Origin of the sequence: Paenibacillus sp. PvR098 (assembly GCF_017833255.1) — a bacterium.
Lineage (GTDB): Bacteria > Bacillota > Bacilli > Paenibacillales > NBRC-103111 > Paenibacillus_G.
Genome location: NZ_JAFIBU010000001.1, coordinates 3,673,773 through 3,699,238 on the forward strand (window position 1 = coordinate 3,673,773; position 25,466 = coordinate 3,699,238).

A 25,466-nucleotide genomic window follows, 5' to 3' on the forward strand; every position below is an offset into this window, starting at 1 on the left:
ATGATGTTTTATGCAGGACTCTTGATCGATTACTTGAAAAATTATATGAAAATCCGGCTGACCTACCGTTCCGACTTCTGGATGGAGGTGGTGTCGGACCTGCTGTTTAACGGGTTGAATCTCTTCTTCATTCTGGTTGTGTTTCAGCATACGGCTGCGATCGGCGAATGGAACCAGCAGCAAATCTTGTTTATCTACGGCTATTTTATGGTGCCGTATGGCTTGTTTATTACCTTTTTCAATCTGTGGGGCTTTAGTGAACGGTATATCGTTAAAGGGGAAATGGACCGGATTTTGACGCGTCCGGCACATAATCTCGTGCAGCTGATGCTGGAAAATATGGACCCCTCTTCTTTGTTCAGCGCCTTAGTCGGCATGATCATCATGGGCTACTCCTGGACTCAGCTGGATCTTGGAATGATGTGGTACGATCCGTTGGTGTTTGTGCTGCTTGTCGCAGGATCGATGATGATTTACGGGGGCATCTATATCTTTTTCACTGCATTGTCATTCTTCTCGGATTCACCGACCGGCATCACGGCAATGCTGTGGAATTTGCAGAACTACGGTCGCTATCCGATGACGATCTATAATCGGCTGATCAATATTATGCTGACCTGGGTGCTGCCGTTCGGGTTCGTAGGCTTTTATCCCGCGGCGTATTTCCTGGATCGGGTCAATTGGGGCTCTTTCGCTTTGCTGACTCCGCTTGTGGGAGTTGTCTTCTTGACCATCGGGTTGACGGTATGGAATTACGGAGTGAAGCGGTACAGGGGAGCGGGATCATAAGGTTATCATTTAGGGCGGTTGAACGGACAATAGGTTCGTTCAACCGCCCTGCTGTTGATAGTGGGAATGTGACCTGCTGCACTGAATGAGTTGAGTATGGCAGAGCATGATTGTATTATGTTTGTATCAATATATGAGGAGGAATTAGTAATGTCATCCATTGAAGTGGGGCAAGTCGTCCCTAATTTTACGCTTCAAGCCGGTGGAGGGGAACAAGTCTCGCTGGAGCAGTACCGCGGCCGGAAGGTCGTTATTTATTTCTATCCGAAAGATATGACGCCGACGTGTACGGAGGAGTCTTGTCAATTTCGCGATTACAACGGCCAGTTCAAGACATTGAATGCAGAAGTCATCGGCATTAGCCCCGACGATCCCAAATCTCATGAGAAGTTTGCTGCAAAGCACGAGCTGCCTTTCACGCTGCTCTCCGATCCGGACCACACGGTATGCGAGCTGTTCGGGGTATGGACGCTGAAGAAGATGTACGGCAAAGAATACATGGGCGTCGTACGTTCCACGTTCCTGATCGATGAGGAAGGAAAGTTAGCAAAGGAATGGCGCAAGGTAAGGGTAAAAGGGCATGTGGAGCAAGTGCTGGAGGCCGTGAAGGCAACTTAAGCATTCTTTTTGGCCAGTCGGGGGAACGCAGTGCACACCACCCAACGTTCTTCTGGCTGCCGATAACTGTTCTGATCCTGGAATTTCCTCCAATGGTTCGTGCCTCTAGTTCCATAAATCACTCTCTTGATATCCCTCACGAAAAAAATCTTGGACTCTCAGCCTCTGTTCTTCGCAGAGCTAAACCACATCTCATTAATAACCACTTACTCCCCATGTTAATAATGAATGGAATAAATAGTCAATCTAGTTTAATTTTAAGTATACTAAGCTAACTTTATGTCATTGACATTGTAAATAATTCAACATAAATAAGGGTTTGTTAATTTTATATTATGTTTATTTACATAATAATGGAGAGGGTCTTCATGATGGGCAAAGGTTCATCAAATGATCTAATTAAAAACACCGCAAAGCCTGTGATTCAGGTTTTGCGGTGTTCCGGTATACGACCGTATAACGGTAATTTTTTATAATAGTTGCGTGAACCTGCAGCTTTATAGTTCGTTCATGTATTTGATAATCCGGTCCACATTCACAACATCGGCATACCGTGCATTTAAATCGAGTAGTGCCGTATTTTGAATCGTTTCAGTTCGGTCTCCAACCGCTTCTTCGGCTACGATCACATGATAGCCTCGCTCTAAAGACTCCACGGCTGTTGCGCGAATGCTTCCGCTAGTCGTGGTTCCAGCCAATATCACGGTATCAATCTCTCTTTGTTTGAGAAATTCCTCAACCGGTGAGCAATAGTAATCCGTGATATGAACAGTGGTATTGACCAAATCATAAGTGAAATTATCGAGATCCGGGTGGGTTTTCACCCAAGCGCTGTTTCGATCCAACACATGCAAAGACGGGAACTTTTGCCCCCATAACAGGGAAAATTTATTCGCTGGATCGTAGATGGTCTTGCTGAATATCACAGGAATATGATTGGCGATTGATGCCGTGACGAGTTTCTTGGTCGCTTCAATCTGTTCGTTTAATTGAATAGACAATTTGGAATTGGGATCGGTGAAGGCCAAGGTGAGGTCGCGAATGAGCAGGGCTGGTTTATTGCCAAATCCAATTTGTCCGGAAAAACCCTGTTGGGTGTACAATTGCTGTATTTCATCCAACAGATACCTTCTCTGTCCACCGGGAGTATAAATTACTTTTAATCCGTACCCTTCAACTACACCGTCTTGTTCTATTCTTCGCAATGTGCTTGCTGAAATCCCCAACAGTTTGGCGGCATCGGAAATATTTAATAATTTCACCTTTCATTCATCCTTTTCTGTTAAATCAAGTTGTTTGAATATATACAAAATTATCAAGTCTACACAAAGATAACAAAACTTATTTTTATTGTAAATGATAAGCCTGCTTTTGTAAATTTACTAAGCTAAAGCATTGAACGTACTGGGCCGAGAGTGGCGGAGTATGTATGATATAAGCTTTATTTATACATTTTTTTTATATTAATAATTAGGCAAAAGGTCTAAACATAATTTTCAAAAAATTAAGTTTTATCCGAAAGTTTGGTTGACGAGTTTGTGTCATTGTCTTATAATACCATTAAATATGATAAGAATGAATAAGATTGGTAAGTTTAATTAAGGGTAATTAATATACTTTTTATTTGTTTTATCATGTTTGGTAAGTTTGGTTCAATTGTAATTGTATTAAGCATTAGCATATGAACACCGTGGAATATCCTCTCATTTATTGAAAAGCAATTGAATTGATGCACAAACCATCTCAAGGAAGTGCATGACTCATAGGATGAAGCTTTGAAAGGGGGTGTACCATCATCATTATATGATGATCAAAGATTCCGTCCTGAGCCTGTATTCCAACTAAATTTATGGGTGTGGAAACTACAGCAGCAGAGCACAAGTGCGGTATATGCAATCATTTCTATCACAAATTTATAGTAATACATATATTTGATCTCACTGCTGTGCCAGTGAAAACGATATTCCACACCGAAGTTCATTCAGTTGTAATGGGAAGAACCATTGCAAATTAACCAAAAGGGGTGTTCATCTTTGCAGCAAGCTTACCGAGTGGGACTGATCGTCCCCAGTTCAAACACGACGATGGAAACGGAAATACCGGAAATGCTGCGCAGCCGATCACAGATCGAGCCGGAGCAATTCACCTTTCATTCCAGCCGGATGCGCATGAAGCATGTGACTAAGGAAGAACTGACGAAAATGGATCACGAAAGCGTGCGCTGTGCCGTTGAATTATCAGATGCCCGCTGTGACGTATTGGCTTATGCCTGCCTGGTTGCGATCATGTGCCAAGGACCGGGTTACCATGTTTCTTCAGAAATTAAATTAACGAACGCAACGGAGCAAGCGGGAGATATGATAGCGACCATCAGCAGCGCCGGCGCATTAATCGAAGGGCTTAAAATTATGGGGGCCAAAAAAATATCCATCGTAACTCCTTATATGAAGCCCCTTACCCAAACGGTGATCGAATACATCGAATCGTACGATATCCAGGTGCTGGATTCAATCAGCTTAGAAGTGGCTGATAATCTTGAGGTGGGCAGACTTGATCCGATGAATTTAATTGATATCGCCCAAAGGCTGAACATTCAAGACGCGGATGCGGTGGTGCTTTCCGCTTGCGTGCAAATGCCATCGCTTCCTGCCGTTCAGGAGGTGGAGAACCGGCTGGGGATCCCGGTTCTTACGGCCGCTACCTCGACTGTGTATCAAATCCTGAAAATGCTGAATTTGAAGACGGTCGTACCTAATGCTGGTAAATTGTTATCCGGCAGCTACTAGAACTTGAGCTGAATGAAATATAGAAGGGCAGTGGTTTAATCCACTGCCCTTCTATATTTCTACACCAGTGATCTGGTCCATTAAAGCTTGTCGTGCTGTATGGCATTGATTAATATTAGTGCAGTAACGGAGATGGAGAGACGGGGATCTGCTGCAAAAACAGAAAATGCCATCCCTGCGGTGGAAGCCGGTGTAAGGTAACCGGCTCGTCCGATGCTGCGAGAACGCCAATGTCAATGAATCGTTGATACAGGAGATTAGTGAACGTTACGCATGACAGACGATGTCGAAGGATAAATGTTGAAGCAAACTAGTGGGTGAATATATGGATAGCGGACTCATCGATTCTTACGAGCTGGTGAAGTTCTCCCTGGTGGGCCGCTTCATCCTTAGCTTCAAGCCTGCTGACGACGCATGCCACCGTTATAGACCCGATCTCTTACCCGCATTAATAGAAGTCCCGATGATGGTTTCCGTCATTGGGACTTCTTTGTCAGGTCATGTTTGGTTGTTGCCTTTAAGGGTATCTGCGCTCATTTTCTCCAGCAGCTTGGCGTTATTGCTAATTTCCTGCATCATACGCGGCCAGTTCTTCCGTGAGAGCAGACTGGTTCTCTGCCTCTTCGTTGATGTTGGATATTGAGGACAGGATATCTATATCGAATATTGTTTTCTTAATAGCTTCCGTATGCTGCTTTAGGGTCATATTCAGAATGCTTCTCCCATATAGTCTATAACGTAGTTTTTAATAGATTTTATGGAGGAGTTGCTCATGATGCGCGAAACACGTACTTTTGGCTGCAGCAGAGTTGTACCGGTTATCTTGCGATGGCTTTGCTTGATGCTGATGTTTACGAGCTCTCCGAATATAGCAGGTGCTTCAGAAAGTAGTTATGGAGATCAAGAGGCGGTATTCGCGCAGCTTAAAGCCGGCAAACGGATGGAAGCTGAAAGAACGTATTCCGTGCCGGAGAATGCTACGGTGTATTTGACTTTTGATGATGGACCAAGCAAGCTGACGCCGAAGGTGCTGGATATTTTGCGGGATGAGGGGGTGGAGGCGACCTTCTTCGTGCTGGGTGAACAGGCCGAAGCGCGGCCGGAGATCGTGCGGCGCATTGTGGAAGAAGGGCATGCTCTCGGCAACCACACCTATAATCATAGATATAAGGAGCTTTATTCCGATTTTAGCGGGTTCTGGGAGCAGGTGCTGAAGACGGAGGATGTGCTGGCAGCTGCAACAGGGGAGCGGCCTCGTTTGCTGCGTGCGCCCGGTGGGACATTCGGGAATTTCGACGCATTCTATTATCATTATTTAAGTCTCGCAGGATATGTGGTACACGATTGGAATATCGACAGCGAGGATGCGCGAAGGCCCGGCATGACGGCGGAGAGCATTTACCGTACGGTGGAGAAAGGGCCATTCCGTCACGAAGCGATCGTGCTGATGCATGACAAAGCGGGGCATGAAGAGACAATCAAAGCGCTGCCGAGGATCATCCGGCTGTTTAAAGAGAAAGGCTATACCTTTGCGTCGCTTTCGCCAGACGTGAAGCCTGTCCAATTCTCGGTGAGCAAACCGAAGCGGCCGCGTGCCGTGAGCATGGGTCAATACGAACAACTGGCGGTAGCTTCAAGGGAACGTGGAACCCAGTGGTCCGATAAGCTGGACATTCGTCAGGCCCCACAGACGCTGGTTGCCGATTCGGGGCCGGCGCCTGGTCCGGAGCGGCTTCGGCTGCGGGCGGAAAGAGCGGACGTCAGCTTGGCGAGGCCGGAGTTTATTTATCGGGAGGGGTATTATTCGGTTCCGATTCGTCAGCTCTCCTCGTTGATGGGAGGTAGGGTGGAGTGGAACGAGGAGACACGGACGGCCTCCGTGAGCAGGGGGCTTTACAAGGCGGAATACGATCTTGCGCTTAGAGAACTTCGCGTCCAGCGTCCAGCTGAGGAGCCGCAATCGATTTCTCTGCCCGAGATGGAAGTAAAGGACGGCGTACTGTATGTTCCGCTGCGCAAAACGTTGGAGCTGTTCGGCGGCCGGGTGACGGCTTACACCGCTGAGACGGATCCGGGAACGGCGGAAGTGCAAATCTCTTTTTCCGGGCGATACGGAAGCTGGTTGGGGTTCTATCAAAATCTGAAAGGGACGGCGTGATCGTCTAAAAATTCTGAATCCCGGACATACTAGAAACATAGATTGCAAGACGGGGAAGTCCAGCGGAAAAGGTAGAAAAGAAAGAGTCATAACCGATGCTGAGGCGCTTCCGGCTTGCCAAAACTTTCGGGAGGTTTTGGAGAATGACGACGCCCTCTGTTCAAGCGGATTCGCCGCAAACGGTGTTGGAACGTATTGTATATCAAGTGGAGAAGGTTATTGTAGGAAAAAGGAATGTGATCGAGAAGATGCTCGTGGCGATGCTCTGCGGCGGCCACGTCCTGCTGGAGGATGTGCCGGGCGTCGGCAAAACGATGCTCGTCCGCGCGCTCGGCAGGACCATTGACAGCAGCTTCAAGCGTATTCAATGTACCCCGGATCTGCTGCCGTCCGATCTGACAGGGGTCTCGGTCTATAACCAGAGGACCGCCGAATTTGAGTTTCGTCCTGGGCCGCTTCTGGCAAACATTGTGCTGGCCGACGAGCTCAACCGTTCTTCGCCGCGGACGCAGGCGGCCATGCTGGAGGCGATGGAGGAGAAGCGGGTGACAGTCGATGGAACGACGTATCCGCTGCCGGAGCCGTTCTTTATCTTGGCGACGCAAAATCCCGTTGACTTCGAAGGCACGTTCCCGCTGCCGGAGGCGCAGCTGGACCGGTTTTTGCTGAAGCTTCATCTTGGCTATCCTGACGCTCGCGATGAGGTGGAGATGCTCAGCCGAATGGAAGAGGCGTTCCCGCTGTCCCGCATCCGTACGGTTGTTCTTCAGGAGGAATTTACAGAACTGCAAAGAGAAGTGAGGACCGTTCATGTGGATGAGACAATAAAGCAGTATATCGTGGGGCTGACGACGGCGACGAGGAGTCATCCGGACGTGACGCTTGGAGCAAGTCCGCGCGCTTCGATTGCGCTGATGCGGGCCTCCCAAGCTCAGGCGTTCCTGCAGGGCCGAAGGTACGTCATTCCTGATGATGTTAAAGAGCTGAGCGTATTGGTTCTTGCTCATCGGTTGATGTTATCCTCCTCGGCCCTTCTGGGGGGGCGTACTGCGGAAGCCGTAATGGCTGGGCTCGTCTCCGCAGCGCCAGTGCCGGTACGCAGGCACGCGGCAGGCTGAGAAGGGCGGAGGATGAGGTGATGCGCAGTGCGGTGGTCCTTTTGGGCATGGTCGGTTTCTTGGGAGCCATGGGGTGGTGGGCGTTGTCCTGGGGTGGGAGAACGGCTTGGTTTATGGTGTATGTTTCGGTTTTTTTGCTGATGTACGCTGTGCTCGTAACCAGGTCTGTGAAACGGGGAATTCAGGTGGAGCGGGATACGGGTCGCGGACATCTTGAAGAAAAGTATCGTGGGGAGGAGCTCCGCATCTTTGCGGGGGAATCTTATGTTCTCCATTATCGGTTGACGGCTTCGGGATTCGCTCCTGGAGTCTGGCTGCGGCTGGAGGATTGTTGGGTCCATCAGGGTACAGGCGAGCGGGTGACGCTGCGCGGAGTGGGGACCACGGGCTTCGGCCGTACCGCAGAGCTGAGCTGCCGGTTTGAGCTCCCCGGTCGGGGGCTGTATGTGCGTGAGGCGCTGACGGTTCGCGCTAGCGATGCCTTCGGTCTCCTGCGTGTAGAGCGCAGGAGCGGCGGCGGGGGGCAGCTGTGGGTGCTGCCCCGGGCTTGGATTATGGCTGCGGAACCGAACGCGGGACAGGAAGGCACGCGTCCGGCTCAGCGGCAGCCGCGGACTTGGGAGGCCGCGACGCAGGTGAGCGGCACGCGGCCTTATGCGCCGGGGGATCCGCTGAGGCGGATTCACTGGCGCAGCAGCGCGCGCACGGGCGAGCTGCGCGCGAAAGAGACGGAGCTGCCGGCCGTTGTGAGGCAGCTCGTGGTGTTAGACGCGGCCGGAGCCGGGGAGAGTGCGGGAGCCGCCCTATGGGCGGATCCTGCGCTTGCGGCGGCGATGGAGGCTGCGGCGGGCATCGCCCGGCGAGGGCTCGAGCTGGGCGGAAGCGTGCGCCTTGCCGTCAGCGACGGGCAAGGGAGCGCGGCGGAGGCGCGGGGGCGTGAGCGCCTTGGCGAGCTGCTGCAGCTGCTGGCGGCGGTGCCGCGGGGCGGAGCCCGCCCCGAAGCCTTCGCCGAGCTCGCGCTGCGCGAGGCCCGGCACGCCGGCGGCGGGGCGGTCACGCTCGTCACTGCCCGAGCCGATGCGCAGCTGGCCGCGGCTTTGCGCCGCCTGCCGCGGGGCGCCGTGCGCGTCGTCTTCGTGCACGGGCCGGGGGCGCTGCCAGGGCCCGTGCACGCGTGGATGCGGCAGCTTAAGTCGCTCGGCTGCCGCGTGACGCTGGTGTCAGCGGGCGGTCTGACCGCGCCGCCATCGAAGGGAGGTGCCGGCCATGCCGTATCCGGCACCTAAGCAAGCCGCAGCTGGGAACGCTGCGATCAAGCGGACCGCCGCCCCTACGTCTTGGGCGGCCGATGCTGCGCTCAGCGCAGTACTGCTCCTGCTGCTGCTGGAATGGCTCTATCCGCTGCACCGGCTCTCGGAAATCACCGAGGTGTCCTCGATTATGCCGTTCGCAATTACGTTTATGCTTCTGGTGGCCGTGGATACGCTCCGACTGCCCGGTTGGGCGATCTGGCCGGTCAAGGTGTTGTGGATTGTCGGGACGACGGCTTGGCTGCACAACGGACATGCACTTCCCTCCCTGGACTGGTGGGCGAACTTCGGGCATGAGCTGCGGATTGATGCGGCGGAAGGATTGGAAGGCAATCTGGCCGCTTGGGAACCGGCAACGCGTACTCTGCTGTTTATGACGGGCTGGGCATTCTTCATCTCCGTGCTGCAATCGTTTGTGCTCGAGCGGCGGCAGGTGCTGTGGTTTTGGGGGATGACGCTCTTCTATCTGGTGTTCATTCAATGGGTCTTTGCCATCGATATGTTCCCGGCCGTTCTGCGATGCACGGGGATCAGCCTGCTGCTTCAAGGGATGCTTCAGCAGGGACGGTGGATTTATTGGCGGTTGGAGGCGGCTGACTCTTCTTCCGAAACCTATGAGCCTGCGGCGCGGGATGCTGCGCTGCAAGGCTCTGCCGCTCCGCTGGCCGGATTGCTGCTGGCTGCTGCCTGTCTGACCGCGGGCTGGCTTGGAACACTGCTCCACCCGCAGGAGATGCGGGAGCTCGACTGGTCACGGTACATTCGGGCGTTCGAGGAACGGTTCCGCAGTGAAGTCTGGGACCAAAGGCATACCGCAGGTGCGGCTCAGGCCGGGCGGACAGGCTACGGCTCGGATGATACCCGGCTCGGACAGCCGCTGCAGCTTGATGAAAGCCCTGCCTTTGTGGCTGTGACCCCAAGGCTCACCTACTGGCGGGGAGAGGCGAAGAGCTATTACACCGGGCAAGGGTGGATCCAGCCGGATAGCCGTATGGTGCAGTACTTGGCCGATCCCCCCGGATGGGACACGGCTACGGCTGCTGAGCATTCATACTATGTGCCCGTGAAGCAAACGATCCGGATCCAGGATGAAAGCTTAACCCGGCAGCTGTTTGCCGGTGGCGAGCTTATCCGGGTGGTGTCGCTGCAATCTGTCCAAGGGCAGCCTATTTCCACGGATGGGATCTGGAGACAGCTTTGGTCTGATCGTATCACGCTTCCTGTCAGGTCAGATCCTTTGGCCGAATATGAGATCGAGTCGCTGATCCCGGCGGACCGGACGGCTTTGGCTCTAATGACGGATTCGCACACATCATATCCTTCCGAGATCGAAGAGCGGTTTCTGCATCTGCCGGGTACGCTTCCGGAGCGGGTAAAGCAGCTTGCAGCGAGCATCGTGGCCCAGGAGTCCTCTGCATACGCTAAAGCAGTTGCCATTGAGCGCTATCTGCGCGAACATTACGCTTATAGTCTGTTAGAAACCCGGACGGTGCAAGGAAAGGAAGATGTGGTTGACCGGTTTTTGTTTGAGCAAAAAACCGGGTATTGTGACCATTTTTCAAGCGCCATGGTGGTGCTCCTTCGATCCGTCGGCGTACCTGCCCGCTGGGTCAAGGGATTCACCCCCGGTGAGATTCTTGCGGTTGACGGAGAGGAAGGCAGCGAGCGGTATACGGTACAGGTGCGGCAAAAAGATGCACACTCTTGGGCAGAAGTGTATTTTCCTTCCGTCGGATGGGTACCATTCGAGCCGACACCTGCTTACAGCGGCTCCGGCGGCGAAGCGCCATCCTCCGCTTTAGCTGGCTCAGGCGCTCCTTCGGCAAGCGAAAGCGGGGCTTGGGGGCAAATGGCGGGACATCTGCGTTCTGCAGCGGACTCCCTGTTGTCCATGGCACGCTCGCTTCACGGCAGCTTGTCCACAGCCGCTGGTGCGGCCGGGGCTGTCATCCACAAGCTGCTGTCCACACAAGGGATAAGCTCTCTGTGGAAGTTATCCCTGTGGATCGCCGCGGCGGGGCTGGCAGCTCTTATGCTTCTTATCCCCATGTGGACAAGGAAAGCTCGTTTAGCAAGCGCGTCCTCGGAATGGGGTTCTACCGCGATTCACAGCTTGCGCCGCGCGGCTCTTCTGCGCTTCAGCGACCGGCTGTGGCGCCGTCTGCAGCATTCGCACGGCCCTGCAGCACCGTCCATGACACTGCGCGAGTATGCGGGCTCCCGCCGCTGCCAGACTGAGGCGCAGCGCGTGGCCTTGATGCAGCTGGCGGAGCAGCTCGAAACGCTGCAATACGCCGATCCGGACCACCCGGACACGACAGTGACGCGACGCTCGCTTGTCGAAGCATGGCGTCACCTCAAGCGAAGCCGAAAGTCTGTAACCACGAAGCCCTGACGATCGAGCGGAGTAGCGGCAGGCTTTTTTATCGCTGTTTTTTGAAAATTAGGGAAAGGCATGGCATGTTTGTACACGTTTCGACGTTTCGACACGACTTTTGGCGTACAGGCATTGCCCTTTATCCGGCGTAAGCTTATAATTAGGTTCATTGAAAAAAACGAACGATACAAGCAGGAGGAACCAATAGACCATGGATAAACCGAACGAAATTATAGTGGTGCTCGACTTCGGAGGACAGTACAACCAACTGATCGCGCGCCGGATTCGCGACTTGGGCGTGTACAGCGAGCTGCTGCCATTTAACACTCCCGTTGACAAAATTCGAGAATTGCAGCCTAAAGGTATCGTCTTTTCCGGCGGACCCGCCAGTGTGTACGGGGAAGAATCTCCGCTGGTCGATCCTGGCGTTTACGACCTGGGTGTACCGATCTTTGGCATTTGCTACGGCATGCAGATGATGGCTCATCAGCTGCAGGGTAAGGTGGAGCGGGCTTCCAAACGGGAGTATGGCAAGGCGGAGGTCGATTTCGCGGACGCTTGCGGTCTTGTACATGGACTTGAAAAGAAACAGACAGTTTGGATGAGCCACAGTGATCTGGTTGTAGAGACGCCGCAAGGATTCGTAGTGGATGCGAGCACGGAGCATGCGCCAATCGCAGCCATGAGCCACCCGGACAAAAAAATGTTCGCCGTCCAGTTCCACCCCGAAGTACGGCACTCGGTGTACGGTAATGAGATGATTCGTAATTTCCTGTTCCATGTATGCGGCTGTGAGGGCACTTGGAGCATGGAGACGTTCATCGAAGATACGATTCGTGAAATCCGTGAGCAAGTGGGCGACCAGAAGGTGCTTTGCGCGCTGAGCGGCGGGGTGGATTCTTCTGTGGTAGCCATGCTGATCCACAAGGCGATCGGCGATCAACTGACTTGTATGTTTATAGATCATGGCCTGCTGCGCAAAGGCGAAGCGGAGAGCGTAATGGAAACGTTCGTCGGCAAATTCGATATGAAAGTCGTTAAAATCGACGCTCGTGAGAGGTTCCTCGGAAAATTGAGCGGTGTGGACGATCCGGAGCAAAAACGGAAAATCATCGGCAACGAATTTATCCGCGTATTTGAAGAAGAATCAGAGCAGTTCGACGATTTCGCTTTCCTAGCGCAAGGAACGCTTTATACGGATATCGTGGAAAGCGGTACGGCGACGGCGCAAACGATCAAGTCGCACCATAACGTGGGCGGCTTGCCGGAAGATATGAAGTTCAAGCTGGTTGAGCCTTTGAAGGCGTTGTTCAAGGACGAAGTGCGTAAGGTTGGCGAAGAGTGCGGTCTGCCGGAGGCCATCGTATGGCGCCAGCCGTTCCCGGGTCCGGGCCTTGCTATTCGGGTACTCGGCGAAGTGACGGAAGATAAGCTGGAGATTGTGCGTGAATCTGACGCGATTCTCCGCGATGAAATCGCCAAAGCCGGGCTTGACCGGGAAATCTGGCAGTACTTTACCGCACTGCCTAACATGAAGAGCGTAGGTGTCATGGGCGACGCGCGTACCTACTCCTACACCGTAGGCATCCGTGCTGTAACGTCTATCGACGGCATGACGGCGGACTGGGCACGCATTCCTTGGGATGTACTGGAGAAGATCTCCGTCCGCATCGTAAACGAGGTCGACAACGTTAACCGCGTGGTGTACGACATTACATCGAAACCGCCGGCAACGATTGAGTGGGAATAAACTAAGCGAGCCTGTTCTCTCTAAGTTTAGAGGGAGCAGGCTTTTATAATAAGATTTTGGGAATTGCTGCGCGTAAAGGCATAAAACAAAAGCGATTAGGAAAATCTTAGTGGAGACCATGAATTCGCTATAAGGGGTTATTTTCCTTTTTGCCGAACAAATTTACAGATGAACATTAAATTGTTCGGAAAAATGATTGACAAGCTTCGACAGCGATTTTAGAATAGGGGATAGATTAATGCAAGGGAATAACCGTTTCGTATAATTCCGGGAATCGGCCCGGAAGTTTCTACGAGGTCACCGTAAATGATCTGGCTACGAAAAAAAAGCGGTTCACGGAGCAATCCGTGAAGCGTTCTTTTTCTTGAAGCCCGGGAATAGGTACCCGGGCTTTTCGTCGTTGTTCCGAAAAACCATTTGGAGGGATTTCAGGAATGGATCGTTTTTTTAAGCTGAAAGAGAACGGCACCACGGTTCGCACGGAAGTCATGGCCGGCCTTACGACATTCATGACGATGGCGTATATTTTGGCCGTCAATCCGAACATACTGAGCGCATTTGGCTCGGGAGCGACCGGGATGGATTGGACCGCGGTCTTCCTCGCTACGGCGATTGCCGCAGGCGTGATGACCATTGCCATGGGCTTGTTCGTTAACTTTCCGGTAGCGCTGGCTCCGGGTATGGGGCTTAATGCTTACTTCGCTACGGTGATTCTCGCTTCACAGGGAACGTTTACGTATCAGATGGCTTTGACGGCCGTCTTCATTTCAGGGATTATTTTTATTATTTTGACCGTGACCAGGGTGCGGCAGATGCTGCTTGTTGCCGTTCCGGACAGCCTTAAGCATGCGATTACCGTAGGTATCGGATTGTTCATCACGATTATCGGACTCAAAAACAGCGGACTGCTGGCGGTTGCCGTCGAAGCCGCGAATGATATTCCAAAGGGAACGTATACGGAACTGGCGTTCTTTGAAACGGTATTTCATCTAGGCAATGTGCAGAATGCGAACGTCCTGCTTTGCATTATCGGGATTGCTCTGATTTCCATATTGATGGTTCTGAAGGTTCGCGGCGCGATTTTGTTTGGGATTTTGCTGACAACGGTAGCGGGTATGTTCATGAGCAATCCGGACGGAACTCCGGTTGTGAGCCTGGCTTCGCTGACGAGTGGCGAAACAACCTGGGTGCCGGATATGAGCAAGCTGGCATTTGGGCATTTTGATTTTGCGGGCATCCTGAATGCCGGGATCATCTCTGTTATTTTGACATTTACGTTTGTGGAATTGTTTGATACGTTCGGCACGCTGGTCGGAACGGCCAACCGCGCCGGATTAATGAAAAATAAAGAAGAAGGTAACAAAAAAGTCGGTAAAGCCATGATGGTGGATGCCATCGGCGTTAGCGGCGGCGCTTTGGTGGGTACAAGTACCGTAACGGCGTATGTCGAGAGCGCAGCCGGCGTTGCCGAGGGTGGACGTACAGGCTTGACAGCTGTTACTACGGGCGTTTGCTTCCTTTTGGCGCTGTTCCTAGCACCGCTCGCCGCACTCATTCCGGGCTCCGCAACTGCTGCGGCATTGATCGTTGTCGGTGTATTGATGATGCAGTCTGTACGCGAAATTGAGTTCCAGGACTTGGTTTACGGCGTTCCAGCATTTTTGACTGTTACGATGATGCCGTTCACGTATAACATCGCCAACGGTATTTCCTTCGGTATTGTGGCGTACGTGCTGCTCGCTACGGTTGCCAAATTGGGCGGCCAAGGGCAATATAAAGTCCATTGGCTGATGTGGATTCTGGCGATTCTGATTATCGCAAGGTATATCTTCCTCGGGGGCCATTGATCTCCCGCGGATGGACTAAAACAGGTTAACTAGCTTCGGTGTTCGATCCATTCGGGCACCGGGGCTTTTTTCATTGATCAGGGACAGTGGTGTAATTGCAAAAGTTTTCTGATAATGGCCATTGACTTTGCGTTGGGGGCATACTATAATAGCAATCAAATCCATAACTGGATAACGCAACGAACGGGAGCAGTAGCCGTCATGTCCTGTCTAGAGAGCTGCGGGGTGGTGCAACGCAGTCAGGATCATCGGTGAATCTCGCCCGGGAGCGGCAAAGCTGAACGGCTGGAGTGTAGCGCTGCACTTCATAAGCGGTAAGCTTTGACGGGTCGCCTCCGTGATCAGGCATCGAGCGGACAACAGCTTTCTATGAAAAGCTGCGGTCAACAAGAGTGGTACCGCGATAGGCACAGCCTGTCGTCTCTTAAATTAGAGACGGCGGGCTTTTTTGATTTTCGAATTAAATATCAGAAACGTGAAGAACGGGAGCAGTAAAGTGAATCCGGTTGTGCAGAGAGCTGCGGGGTGGTGCGACGCAGTCGACGGAAGCTTGAAACTCGCCCGGGAGCGGCGGAGCGGAAAGGGCTTGAGGGAGATGATCTCATCAAGGTTGAGTAGGTTGCGACGGATTAGCCCTCCGTGACAAGGGGTTCGAGGTGGAATTCTAACGTGCGTTGGAGTTCAAAAAGAGTGGTACCGCGGCAAGGTTCAGCCTGTCGTCTCTTGATTTTCAAGAGACGGCGGGCTTTTTTTGTCGAAAAAAAATCCAAGGAGATGATCGTTATGATGATGAACCAAGACCAATCCAAGAATGAAATGAGAAAAATACACATTTTCGATACGACGCTGCGAGATGGAGAGCAGGCACCAGGAGCGACGCTGACACCGGAACAAAAAATTGTCATTGCCAGGCAGCTGGCCAAGCTTGGTGTGGATGTAATTGAGCCAGGATTTCCGGTTTCGAGTCCCGGGGATTTTGCAGCGGTTCAGCAAATTGCGAGAGAAGTTACCGGCGTTGAAATATGCGGCTTTGCCCGCGCGATGAAGGAAGACATTGACGCTGCGGTCCGCGCTATACAGGATGCCGAGCGTAAGCGGCTGCATCTGTTTATTTCTTCGTCAAGCATTCATCTGGACTTCCAGCTGCGCAAATCTCGGGATCAGGTCATCGGCATTGCCCGTCAAATGGTGGCTTACGCAAAGCAGTATGTGGATCGAATTGAGTTCTCTCCAATGGATGCTACGCGGACAGGAGACGAATTCCTGTTCGAGATGATTGAAGCCGTAATCGGCGAAGGGGCCACGATCATTAACATTCCGGACACGGTCGGCTATGCGCTGCCGGAGGAATATGGGGCGATGTTTACTCGGGTGATGAAGAATGTACGTGGCGGAGAACAGGTGCAATACAGCGCCCACTGTCATAACGACCTTGGCCTCGCGGTAGCGAACAGCTTGGCGGCCATTCGTGCAGGAGTTACTCAGGTGGAAGTAACCGTGAACGGCGTAGGGGAACGCGCCGGCAACTGTTCGATGGAGGAGCTGGTGATGGCGCTTGAGACCCGGAAGGCGGCTATTGGAGCGGAGACGTCGATTCGTGCGGAGCATATTTTTGACACCTCCCAAATGGTCAGCCGCGCGATGAGCTTTCCGATCGCATTCAATAAGCCGATTGTGGGACGCAACGCTTTTCAGCATGAGGCGGGTATCCACCAGGACGGACTGCTCAAAAACCGCAGCACCTACGAAATCATGGACCCTGAGCAGCTGGGCATTCCGCGCAGTATGATCATTCTGGGCAAGCACTCCGGCCGTCATGCGATCAAGCATCGGGTCAGTCAGTTTGGGGTAGAGCTGAGCGAGGAGCAGATGGAAAACTTCTATGCCGCTTTCAAGTCGCTGGCGGATCGCCAGAAGGTTGTTCATGACCATCAGCTGCTTGAGCTGGTGGGTCACACGGTGAATCAGGTACTGGAGCCGTATACGCTTGTCTCCGCACAACTGATAACGGGCAACGCAGGGCATCGGGTGGCGTCTTGTACGATCCGCAATGAGGCCACGGGCCATGAGGCGGTTTATGTGGGCACAGGTGATGGCCCGGTGGAAGCGGTCGTGGCAGGCATCAAGCAGGGACTGCCTTTTGAAGCGGAGTTTGCCGACCTGGAGTTGTACTCGCTCTCTTCAGGGGAAGAAGCAAGCGGCGAGGCGATTGTAACGATACGGGCGCACGGGCAAACCTACCGCGGCATCGCGGAGAATCGCGACATTCTTATGGCAGCGGCCCATGCGTATATGGCAGCTTGCAATCAAGCGGCCCGCGAGTGGGGGCAGCGAGTAGAGAAACCGACGGGGGATTCGATTGGAGCCATGGAAGTGGAAATCACCATACCATAAATTTTCAAAGGCTGTGGATAATAGTTATCCACAGCCTTTGTGTATAGTGTGGGTAAGTCGAAAAACCCGTGCCCATATTGGTATCAAAGAGGATGGTTTTCCCAAGGCAGGGTGGATAAGTTTTTCAAAAAGAATCTGTGGATAATGTGTATAACTTTGTGGATTGAGCGAAAAAGCCTGATATTTCTAGAAGAAGTGACATTTTATTCTGGGGATAATCTTGTGGATATTGCTAAGCGATCCCTTGGTTATACACCGTTTGGATAATCAGGATGTTTCTGGGCAAAGTACGGGAAAGAGAAGGATGTCTGGAAGACGGGGCAGGACAACGTTTTCGAGAGATGCATACAGGGAGTTTTTATCGATTTGTGGTAGGTGGACGATTGAATAGGGGAGGCTGACTGAGGGTTAGGAAAGAAATGAAGCTGGGGCTGCCCGGAAGTTGAATGTGCTGTGTGGATAGAAGATGCAAGAAAGGGAGGGCTAGCTGAATGCGCTGTGGATGGATTGGCGAAAAAGACGGCATCGGGACGTCGAAACGTGTAGGTTGGGCGGCCGTGGGGTTGGTTCTGTGGATCGTTGGATGTGTTTTTGCGCCGATCGTTTCTGCATTGGAGATAAACTCCGATTTGCCTATCGAAGTCATCCACAAGGCTGTCGCCGGTGCTCCGGTTATCCCCACTGTGGATAGCCGAACTCCGCTAGTCACCGTTTTATCGGTGCCGGGACTGTCTTTCATGGAGCTTCGCCCGGAGCGACTGTACAGTATGCCGTCCTTACGGCGCTTGTCGGAAGCGGGAGAATGGGGAGCTATGAATGTAAGGCTGCCATATCGAGGACTGGAATCGGTCTATGCGACATGGGGAGCTGGAGCGCCGGCAGACGGCCGGGGCTCGGAAGGGTGGAACCGGACGGAGCAGCGCGATGGGCAGCGGGTGGTCGATCTGTTAGAACGATTTTCGCTGTCGGCTTCTGAGGGGCAGGATCCGGCTGCAGTGGTCGTTCCGTCGATTGAATCGATGCGGCGAAGTAATGCTCATGGAGCTTATATAGCTCGACCGGGCTTGCTTGGAGAAACGTTAAAAGAGCATGGAATCCGTATGGCCGTCTGGGGGAATGTGGATAGGCCGGGGAAGGGATTAGACCAGTATCAGCGTTCCGCGGCATTAATGGTCATGGACGAACAGGGGCGCGTAGAAGAGGGGGACGTAGGAAGATCACTGCTGGAGACGGATGCATCTATGCCATATGGTGTCCATACCCGCTTTGAACGACTGTACCAGGAATGGAGGAAGACTGCGGCTGCGGAAGATCGTGCATCTGGAGCGCTGGCGCTGATTGAGCTGGGCGATTTGCACCGGTTGTACGCGGAAAAGGAGATGTATGCGCCTGAGCTATTTGTGCAGCGGAAACAGGAGGTACTGGAGCAGCTTGACCGTTTTATCGGGCGACTGGTTGATGATATGGAGACGAATGGAAAGGGCCATGTTCTTTGGCTGGTTAGCCCTCAGGCTCATGCAGAGGCCTTGAAGGAGAAGCTGCAGCTGACGCCCCTGCTTCGCTGGTCTCCGGAGCGGGCGGCAGGTACTGGTTTATTGACTTCAGCTGCGACGCGCCGTCCGGGTGTTGTATCGGCTGCGGATATCGCCCCTACTCTGTTAGCGGAGTTCGGGCTGGCGCGGCCGAATGGCATGATCGGGCTTCCTATCCAGACTGCAGAACCGATAGAAGGAACGGCTGGTTCGAAGGCTAACACTTTAAGCTGGTTGTTGCAGGAAGTGGAGGATATAAGCAAAGTGTACAAGCTGCGTCCGACGATTTTGTACGGGCTGGCCGGATATGAAGTGGCTGTCATGCTGGCTGGATTGACTGCGGCTTGGTTTGGGACGGCACATAAACGGTGGTGGAAGGGACTGCTGCGCGGCTTGCTGTTCAGCGTACTGCTGATACCGGGGGTATTGCTTACTATGGGCTGGTTTGTCCGCCTTGACCCAGGGGCATTAGGCTTGCTTTTGCTGCTGGGCTTGGCTGGGGCGGTGTTCAGCGGCGCTGCGGCAGGCTCCCGCGAGCTGCCGCAGCTTATCCGGATGCTTTGGTGGATCGGGGCTGGGCTAAGCGGACTGATCCTGCTGGACCTCTGCACGGGCGCTTCAGCGATGAAACGGTCGGTGCTCGGCTACGACGCAATGATCGGCGCTCGCTACTACGGCATCGGCAACGAGCTCATGGGCGTGCTGCTCGGCGCGTCGCTGCTCGGCCTCAGCGCGTGGCTGCAGGCCCGGCAGCTTCGGACGCCTAAGGCGCCTGCGCCGAGCGGGCGCGCCTGGGCCGCGGCTGCGGGCTGCGCGCTGGCTGGCGGCCTTGCGGCGCCAGCGCTCGGAGCCAACGCCGGCGGAGCGCTTGCCGCCGCTGCCGGCTTTGGAGCGCTTGCCGCCCGCCTCGCGGCGGGCAGCGCTCTGCGCTGGCGGCGCCTGGCGCTCGCGCTTGCGCTGCCGCTGTGCGCTGCGCTCGCGGGACTCTGGCTGCTGAACGCCGCCGGGTCTCCCGGCAACACCGCGGGGCCCACCGCAGCCGCAGCCAGTGTGACCGCCGTCTCCGCCCTTGGCGGCAGCATCCCCGCGGCCGGACCCGGGCACAGCAGCCACATCGGCCGCGCCTTCGGCGATTTGTTCCAAGGCCGCTACGACGTCATTGGTGCCATGATCGCGCGCAAGCTGGCGATGAACTGGCACCTCATTCGAATCTCCGCCTGGAGCAAGGTGCTGCTCACCGGCCTCGTGGTCATGGCCGTATTGGTGCTCCGGCCTCAGGGCCGCCTCCGCAGGTGGGAGGGGCGCTACCCTTACCTGATGCACGGGTGCTATGCGAACGTGATCGGCGCTACAGCGGCGCTGGTCCTGAACGATTCGGGTATTGTAGCTGCCGCTGCCATGATCGTGTACAGCAGCGTGCCGCTGCTCCTGTTGAAGCTCGAAGGCGCCTGACAAGTGCAACAATCGGGTGCTGTGAGTTTGTTTCACTAAGGTTCAAACACGGGTTTTGACTCAGCTGATTGCGCGCCTCAATACCAAAAATAGCGGACGCTCAAGCACTGATGTTGACATCCACGGCTTAGCCGGGAAACACAAACATGAAGTGCCTGTCGATCCGCTATTTCAATAGAGGGCTTTATTTTTGCTGCTTTCGCAAGTAAACTGCCACAGCTCTGCCAACCGGTCATCACAGTGCACAGCTGAAGACAGCTTACTCCGCCAGCTCTTCCCACTGCTTGTAGCTGTCCGAGAGCTGAGCGCGCTTTTCTTCCAGAAGCGCGTTTTTTTCCTGCACCAGTACGTAGTTGTTGTATACTTCCGGAAGGGCAAGCTCGGACTCCAGTTCGCCGATTTCGCCTTCCAAGCGGGCGATGAGCTCTTCGAGCTGCTCCAACTTGCGCTGGCGGCTGCGTTCCTCGCGCTTAGCCTGCTTCCCGGCTTCGTAGCTGCTGCTATTTGGAGCCTGTTCGGCAGTGTCGGAATGGCCTGCTGAAGCGGAGCCGCCAGCCTTAGCCGCTTTACTCTTGGCTACTTCGGCTTCCTTCCGCTGCTGCTCGATCTCAGCCAGCTCCAGCTTCTTTTCCACGTAATCGTCGTAATTACCAAGGTAGCTGGTGACGCCAACTGGAGTGAGCTCCAGCATGCTCTCCGCCATTTTGTTCAGAAAATAGCGGTCATGCGAAATAAACAGCAGGGTACCCTCGTAATCGATGAGCGCCGATTCCAGCACTTCTTTACTATAAAGATCCAAGTGGTTGGTGGGCTCGTCCAGGATCAGCACGTTCGCTTTTTGCAGCATCAGCTTAGCCAAGGCGACGCGCGCTTTCTCCCCGCCGCTCAGCGACCCGACCTTCTTGAACACGTCCTCGCCGCTAAACAGGAAATTGCCCAGCACCGTGCGGATACGGGCCTCCTCCAAATGGGGGTAAACATTCCATAATTCCTCCAGCACCGTCTGTTGCGGGTTCAGTCCGGTTTGTTCCTGATCATAGTAGCCGATCTTGACATTCGTGCCCCAATCATAAGTGCCGAGGTCGGGCGCATGCTGTCCGATGAGCGTCTTAAGCAGCGTTGATTTGCCAATCCCGTTAGGCCCGATCAGAGCGGCTGTGTCCCCGCGGCGCAGCTGAAACGAGACATTGCGGATGAGCGGGTTTTGATTGTCATATGAAACGGCAATCCCCCGAACATCCAGCACCTCGCGCCCGGATGGAGTCTCTACCTCGAAAGAAAAGCTCGCCCGTTTCAAATCTCCGAGAGGCTTATCGATCCGATCCATTTTGTCCAGGGCTTTGCGGCGGCTTTGTGCCCGCTTGGTCGTTGAAGCACGGACGATGTTGCGCTGGATGAACTCCTCCATTTTGGTAATCTCGTCCTGCTGCTTCTCGAACTGCTTCATCTGAATCTCATAGTCCGCTTCCTTCAGCTCGATATACCGTGTATAGTTGCCGGTGTACCTGCGGGATGTGGTTCGCTCGATTTCATAGATCGCGTCTACGAGAGCATCGAGAAAATACCTGTCGTGTGACACCACCAGAATGGCCCCGGGATATGAACGCAAGTACTGCTCAAGCCAAGTGAGCGTCTGAATGTCCAAATGGTTTGTCGGCTCGTCGAGCAGCAGGAGGTCGGGGGCTTCAAGAAGCATTTTGGCCAGTGCCAGCCTTGTTTTCTGCCCGCCGCTCAGCGCTTGGACCGAGGTAGCTGGGTCCATCCCGCCAAAGCCCATTCCGTTTAAGATGCCCCGGATTTTGGCCTCGATTTCATAGCCGCCGCGCTCGCGGAAGGCATCGGAAAGCTCAGCGTAGCGGCGCATCGTTTCTTCCGTCTTTTTCTCATCCGCCAGAACATCCGGGTCGGCCATGCGCTCTTCCAGACGCCGAAGCTCGGTTTCCATTTCAAGCAGACCGGCAAAAACGTTCAGCAGCTCGTTCCAAATCGAACGGTCGGAGACGAGCCCGCTGTTTTGCTTTAAATAGCCGATTTTCGTTTCCTTTGCTTTAAAAATGTTACCCGAATCATAAGAAAGTTCGCCCGCAATGATCTGGAGCAGCGTCGATTTGCCGGCTCCGTTCACCCCGACCAGCCCGATTCGCTCCCGAGCCTCGATTTGAAGCGATATATTAGAAAGCACGGTACTGACCCCGTAGCTTTTGGTAATCCCTGTAACCTGCAGCAACATGATTTGGTAAGCCTCCTGAATCCAAGTTCCCCTATTTTTATAAAGATGCTTCTGTATAGTTTAGCACATTCACGTGCCGATTTCGATTTCCAGTCGATTACATGTATATAAAATAAAACGCTCTGCCGTATGCTCAAAATCGAATGCGAGCGTGTGCCGGTCCGACCGTCACCCGTGGAGACGAGATCGACCCATTTATATGCAGCTTTCTTCTGCTGAGCCTGCTGTGATAGAACAAAGTCAGGCATCCGATCACATGCCGGTTCCGCCGTCTTATCCATCGAAATATCTCGTTAGCTTTCACTTCCATGAAAGGCTGTATTTCTTTTCACGATGTGATAAAATGAAAGTTAATCCAGATTTGATTTGAACGCCAAAAGTGAGGCCGTTTCATGAATATTAAAGAAAGAAAAATTGAGCTCCGCAGCCAAGCGGAAGCGGTTCGTTCCGCCATTGCAGAGGAAGAGCGGGAGAGCAAATCCCGGATCATCAGCGACAAATTGATCGAACGGTTGGAGCAGCTGTTTGGGCCCAGCCAGACGGTGAGACGACGCCCGACTCTGTTTACTTATATGCCGATCAAAACCGAGGTCGATGTCACGCCTGTGCTCGAAGCGTGCTGGGAGCACCAATGGCGTGTCGTCGTTTCTAAGGTCATGCCGGCTTACAAGCAGCTCAAGCTCTATGAGGTACGCTCATATGCGGATCTTCACCAGGGGACCTGGGGCATCCGCGAACCGGTACCCAGAGCGAAGCAGCTGTTCGACATTCGTCAGATTGATATCGCTTTAGTGCCTGGGCTTGCCTTTGATATGAATATGGGCAGACTGGGATACGGGGGCGGTTTTTACGACCGCTTCATGCAGCAGTACGTTCGGACAGGCCTTCCGAAGCCGTACATTATTGCCGCTGCTTTTGAGGATCAGTTGGTTCCCGAGGTACCGATGGGGCTCTTTGATTTTCGGATCAACGAGCTTATTACCGAATCCCGGAACATCTTGGAGAGGAGTGCGGAAGCCGATGTCTGAAAAAGAAACGAAGCAAAGCCCGCTGACCCATTTTGACGAACAGGGACGAGCGCGGATGGTGGATATTTCCGCCAAACAAGAAACGGTTCGTACCGCTACGGCCCGTACTAAGGTTACCATGCAGGCAACCACGCTCGAGCTGATCCGTCAAGGAAAGATTGGCAAAGGAGATGTGCTGGGCGTAGCTCAAGTCGCCGCTGTTATGGCAGCGAAGAAAACGTCGGATTGGATTCCAATGTGCCATCCGCTTGCGCTCACCGGCGTGGATGTGCGTTTCACGGATAACGGGGAAGGCGAGCTACATATTGAAGCGACGGTGCGGACCAAAGGGCAAACCGGAGTGGAGATGGAAGCCCTAACAGCTGTATCGGCCGCAGCGCTGACGGTATATGACATGTGTAAGGCGGCGGAAAAGTCGATGCAAATCGGTCCGACCTTCCTGCTGAGCAAAACAGGGGGCAAGAGCGGCGATTACCATTTCATCCCGCAGCCGTAGGTAGGCTTGGTTTGACACATGTAAGATAGAGAATAGATGAATTCAGGGGAGGAGCAGGTTTATGCGCTGGAAAGTGGCTATCTTGACCGCAAGCGACGCGGGATCCCGCGGGGAGCGGGAAGATACGAGTGCACAGGTGATCCGTGAGCTGATCGAAGAGGAGATGAACGGCGAGATTATCGAGTACCGCATCGTACCGGACGAGAAAGACGAGATTATGGCGGGACTGATTGAGATGACCGACTATTTCAAAGCTGATCTGATCCTCACCACGGGCGGCACGGGACTGGCCGTTCGCGACGTTACGCCTGAAGCGACGCTAAGCGTCATCGATCGTGAGGCACCGGGCTTCGCCGAGGCGATGCGCATGTTTTCCATGCAGCAAACGCGTCGCGCGATGCTGTCCCGGGCCGTTTCCGGGATTCGCGGCAGAACGCTGATCATTAACTTGCCTGGCAGCCCTAAGGGCGTGTCAGAGAATTTATCTGCAATCATGGACCAGCTGCCTCATGCGCTGGCTATTCTGACCGGACGGGAAGGGGATCATGGCAGTGAAGCTTGAGTCTATGCTTGAAGAGGTTGCAGTCGAGAAGGCGGTCGGGATGGTGCTTGCACACGACCTGACGCAAATTATCCCCGGTCAGTTCAAAGGCCGCTTGTTCAAAAAAGGCCACGTGATCCGTGAAGAAGACATCCCCGCGCTGCTTAGCATCGGTAAGGAGCATATTTATACGATCCGTTTGGAGAAGGGCATTCTGCACGAGGATGAAGCGGCTCTGCGTATGGCCAAGGCCGCGCAGGGCGCGAATGTGCAGCTGACTGAACCGCATGAAGGAAAAATTACGCTGAAATCAACGATCCACGGTCTTGCCAAAATCGATAAAGCACGTATTGACGAGGTGAATTCCCTCAACCAAATCATTATGTCCACGGTTCAGACGAATACAGTTGTCCAGCCGGGGCAGGGATTGATGGGCACGCGCGTTGTTCCGCTGATTATAGAAGAAGCGCGAATTGCGGAAGTGGAAAAGGTTGCGGAAACCGCCGCTGGACGGCTTGTGGAGGTTAAGCCGTTCAAGAAGCTGCGTGCCGGGCTGATTACGACGGGCAGCGAGGTGTTCAAAGGCCGTATACAGGACAAATTCGGGCCTGTGGTGCGAGAGAAGCTGGCCGCCTTGGGTTCGGAAGTCATAGAGCAGCGCTTTGCTCCGGATGACAGCGAGACGATTGTGAGGGAGATTCATCGGTTCAAGGAAGAAGGAGCAGACTTGATTCTTGTCACGGGAGGCATGTCCGTTGATCCGGACGATCGTACGCCGGGTTCGATCAAGCAAGCCGGGGCGAGAATCGTCAGCTATGGCACGCCGATGCTTCCTGGTTCGATGCTGTTGATCGGATATCTCGATGAGATCCCGATTATGGGGCTTCCCGGATGCGTCATGCACGATCCTTATACCTCGTTTGACGTTCTTTTGCCAAGGATTTGTGCTGGCGAAACCATCAACCGAAACGATATTACCGAGATGGGATACGGCGGCCTGTACAACTGCTGAGCATCACGGTAACGAACTTATTAGACGG

The 25,466-nt window shown here is 53.7% G+C and carries 18 protein-coding genes, 1 riboswitch and 2 other annotated features; of the genes, 15 read left to right on the top strand and 3 right to left on the bottom strand.

What is annotated here, in order from left to right:
- Together JOE45_RS18265 and bcp are read left to right on the top strand one after the other, a co-directional pair.
- Complete coding sequence (locus JOE45_RS18265) at positions 1-789, top strand: ABC transporter permease (protein ID WP_210022975.1); 789 nt, start codon at positions 1-3, stop codon at positions 787-789.
- A gap of 150 nt (positions 790-939) precedes the next feature.
- Positions 940-1,407 (top strand): thioredoxin-dependent thiol peroxidase, encoded by a 468-nt coding sequence (bcp, locus tag JOE45_RS18270; protein ID WP_210022974.1) that lies wholly within the window; start codon positions 940-942, stop codon positions 1,405-1,407.
- A 497-nt stretch (positions 1,408-1,904) separates the two neighbouring features.
- Here bcp and JOE45_RS18275 read toward each other — a convergent pair whose 3' ends face one another.
- The gene (locus tag JOE45_RS18275) at positions 1,905-2,669 is read right to left on the bottom strand and encodes an isochorismatase family protein (RefSeq protein WP_210022973.1); all 765 of its coding nucleotides are present in this window, start codon (positions 2,667-2,669) and stop codon (positions 1,905-1,907) included.
- Positions 2,670-3,440: 771 nt separating this feature from the next.
- On the opposite strand from JOE45_RS18275, the gene JOE45_RS18280 reads away from it, so the two are divergent.
- The gene (locus JOE45_RS18280) at positions 3,441-4,193 is read left to right on the top strand and encodes a maleate cis-trans isomerase family protein (RefSeq protein WP_210022972.1); all 753 of its coding nucleotides are present in this window, start codon (positions 3,441-3,443) and stop codon (positions 4,191-4,193) included.
- Between the two features lie 562 nt (positions 4,194-4,755).
- Here JOE45_RS18280 and JOE45_RS18285 read toward each other — a convergent pair.
- Positions 4,756-4,899 carry a hypothetical protein gene (locus tag JOE45_RS18285; protein ID WP_210022971.1) on the bottom strand — a complete coding sequence of 48 codons (144 nt, stop codon included), beginning with the start codon at positions 4,897-4,899 and terminating at the stop codon, positions 4,756-4,758.
- A gap of 66 nt (positions 4,900-4,965) precedes the next feature.
- On the opposite strand from JOE45_RS18285, the gene JOE45_RS18290 reads away from it, so the two are divergent.
- The 8 genes from JOE45_RS18290 to JOE45_RS18325 all read left to right on the top strand — a co-directional run bounded on the left by JOE45_RS18290 (position 4,966) and on the right by JOE45_RS18325 (position 20,131).
- Entirely contained in the window at positions 4,966-6,351 is a 1,386-nt protein-coding gene (locus JOE45_RS18290) for a polysaccharide deacetylase family protein (RefSeq protein WP_210022970.1), read from the top strand.
- Between the two features lie 143 nt (positions 6,352-6,494).
- On the top strand, positions 6,495-7,469 hold the full coding sequence (locus JOE45_RS18295) for an AAA family ATPase (RefSeq protein WP_210022969.1): 975 nt from the start codon (positions 6,495-6,497) through the stop codon (positions 7,467-7,469).
- Between the two features lie 554 nt (positions 7,470-8,023).
- Positions 8,024-8,755: a DUF58 domain-containing protein gene (locus JOE45_RS24260; RefSeq protein WP_245247379.1), complete on the top strand. Its 732-nt coding sequence runs from the start codon at positions 8,024-8,026 to the stop codon at positions 8,753-8,755.
- Entirely contained in the window at positions 8,736-11,174 is a 2,439-nt protein-coding gene (locus JOE45_RS18305; RefSeq protein ID WP_210022967.1) for a transglutaminase-like domain-containing protein, read from the top strand. The genes JOE45_RS24260 and JOE45_RS18305 overlap by 20 nt, the downstream gene beginning before the upstream one ends.
- Positions 11,175-11,367: 193 nt before the next feature.
- Positions 11,368-12,906 (top strand): glutamine-hydrolyzing GMP synthase, encoded by a 1,539-nt coding sequence (gene guaA, locus JOE45_RS18310; RefSeq protein WP_210022966.1) that lies wholly within the window; start codon positions 11,368-11,370, stop codon positions 12,904-12,906.
- 237 nt (positions 12,907-13,143) lie between these two features.
- Positions 13,144-13,244: riboswitch (purine riboswitch) on the top strand.
- A gap of 96 nt (positions 13,245-13,340) precedes the next feature.
- The gene (locus JOE45_RS18315) at positions 13,341-14,753 is read left to right on the top strand and encodes an NCS2 family permease (protein WP_210022965.1); all 1,413 of its coding nucleotides are present in this window, start codon (positions 13,341-13,343) and stop codon (positions 14,751-14,753) included.
- Positions 14,754-14,923: 170 nt separating this feature from the next.
- Positions 14,924-15,181, top strand: a binding site (T-box leader).
- A gap of 41 nt (positions 15,182-15,222) precedes the next feature.
- Positions 15,223-15,480: a binding site (T-box leader), on the top strand.
- An 89-nt stretch (positions 15,481-15,569) separates the two neighbouring features.
- Positions 15,570-17,147 (top strand): 2-isopropylmalate synthase, encoded by a 1,578-nt coding sequence (locus JOE45_RS18320; RefSeq protein WP_210023584.1) that lies wholly within the window; start codon positions 15,570-15,572, stop codon positions 17,145-17,147.
- A 491-nt stretch (positions 17,148-17,638) separates the two neighbouring features.
- Positions 17,639-20,131: an alkaline phosphatase family protein gene (locus JOE45_RS18325; RefSeq protein WP_210022964.1), complete on the top strand. Its 2,493-nt coding sequence runs from the start codon at positions 17,639-17,641 to the stop codon at positions 20,129-20,131.
- A gap of 259 nt (positions 20,132-20,390) precedes the next feature.
- Here the strand turns inward: JOE45_RS18325 and JOE45_RS18330 are convergent, their stop codons facing one another.
- Positions 20,391-22,361 carry an ABC-F family ATP-binding cassette domain-containing protein gene (locus JOE45_RS18330; RefSeq protein ID WP_210022963.1) on the bottom strand — a complete coding sequence of 657 codons (1,971 nt, stop codon included), beginning with the start codon at positions 22,359-22,361 and terminating at the stop codon, positions 20,391-20,393.
- A 392-nt stretch (positions 22,362-22,753) separates the two neighbouring features.
- On the opposite strand from JOE45_RS18330, the gene JOE45_RS18335 reads away from it, so the two are divergent.
- From JOE45_RS18335 to JOE45_RS18350, 4 genes are all read left to right on the top strand, one after another.
- Entirely contained in the window at positions 22,754-23,389 is a 636-nt protein-coding gene (locus JOE45_RS18335; protein ID WP_210022962.1) for a 5-formyltetrahydrofolate cyclo-ligase, read from the top strand.
- A complete protein-coding gene (gene moaC, locus JOE45_RS18340; RefSeq protein WP_210022961.1) occupies positions 23,382-23,885 on the top strand; it encodes a cyclic pyranopterin monophosphate synthase MoaC in 504 nt (167 codons plus the stop codon). The genes JOE45_RS18335 and moaC overlap by 8 nt, the downstream gene beginning before the upstream one ends.
- A gap of 61 nt (positions 23,886-23,946) precedes the next feature.
- On the top strand, positions 23,947-24,447 hold the full coding sequence (locus JOE45_RS18345; protein ID WP_210022960.1) for a MogA/MoaB family molybdenum cofactor biosynthesis protein: 501 nt from the start codon (positions 23,947-23,949) through the stop codon (positions 24,445-24,447).
- Positions 24,437-25,438 (top strand): molybdopterin-binding protein, encoded by a 1,002-nt coding sequence (locus tag JOE45_RS18350; RefSeq protein ID WP_210023583.1) that lies wholly within the window; start codon positions 24,437-24,439, stop codon positions 25,436-25,438. Before JOE45_RS18345 ends, JOE45_RS18350 begins: the two co-directional genes overlap by 11 nt.
- Positions 25,439-25,466 lie beyond the last annotated feature (28 nt).

Coding starts and splice junctions, on each gene's coding strand:
- JOE45_RS18265 (WP_210022975.1), top strand. CDS start 1: ATGATGTTTTATGCAGGACTCTTGATCGATTACTTGAAAAATTATATG.
- bcp (WP_210022974.1), top strand. CDS start 940: ATGTCATCCATTGAAGTGGGGCAAGTCGTCCCTAATTTTACGCTTCAA.
- JOE45_RS18285 (WP_210022971.1), bottom strand. CDS start 4,899: ATGACCCTAAAGCAGCATACGGAAGCTATTAAGAAAACAATATTCGAT.
- JOE45_RS18290 (WP_210022970.1), top strand. CDS start 4,966: ATGATGCGCGAAACACGTACTTTTGGCTGCAGCAGAGTTGTACCGGTT.
- JOE45_RS18295 (WP_210022969.1), top strand. CDS start 6,495: ATGACGACGCCCTCTGTTCAAGCGGATTCGCCGCAAACGGTGTTGGAA.
- JOE45_RS24260 (WP_245247379.1), top strand. CDS start 8,024: ATGGCTGCGGAACCGAACGCGGGACAGGAAGGCACGCGTCCGGCTCAG.
- JOE45_RS18305 (WP_210022967.1), top strand. CDS start 8,736: ATGCCGTATCCGGCACCTAAGCAAGCCGCAGCTGGGAACGCTGCGATC.
- guaA (WP_210022966.1), top strand. CDS start 11,368: ATGGATAAACCGAACGAAATTATAGTGGTGCTCGACTTCGGAGGACAG.
- JOE45_RS18315 (WP_210022965.1), top strand. CDS start 13,341: ATGGATCGTTTTTTTAAGCTGAAAGAGAACGGCACCACGGTTCGCACG.
- JOE45_RS18320 (WP_210023584.1), top strand. CDS start 15,570: ATGAGAAAAATACACATTTTCGATACGACGCTGCGAGATGGAGAGCAG.
- JOE45_RS18325 (WP_210022964.1), top strand. CDS start 17,639: ATGCGCTGTGGATGGATTGGCGAAAAAGACGGCATCGGGACGTCGAAA.
- JOE45_RS18330 (WP_210022963.1), bottom strand. CDS start 22,361: ATGTTGCTGCAGGTTACAGGGATTACCAAAAGCTACGGGGTCAGTACC.
- JOE45_RS18335 (WP_210022962.1), top strand. CDS start 22,754: ATGAATATTAAAGAAAGAAAAATTGAGCTCCGCAGCCAAGCGGAAGCG.
- moaC (WP_210022961.1), top strand. CDS start 23,382: ATGTCTGAAAAAGAAACGAAGCAAAGCCCGCTGACCCATTTTGACGAA.
- JOE45_RS18345 (WP_210022960.1), top strand. CDS start 23,947: ATGCGCTGGAAAGTGGCTATCTTGACCGCAAGCGACGCGGGATCCCGC.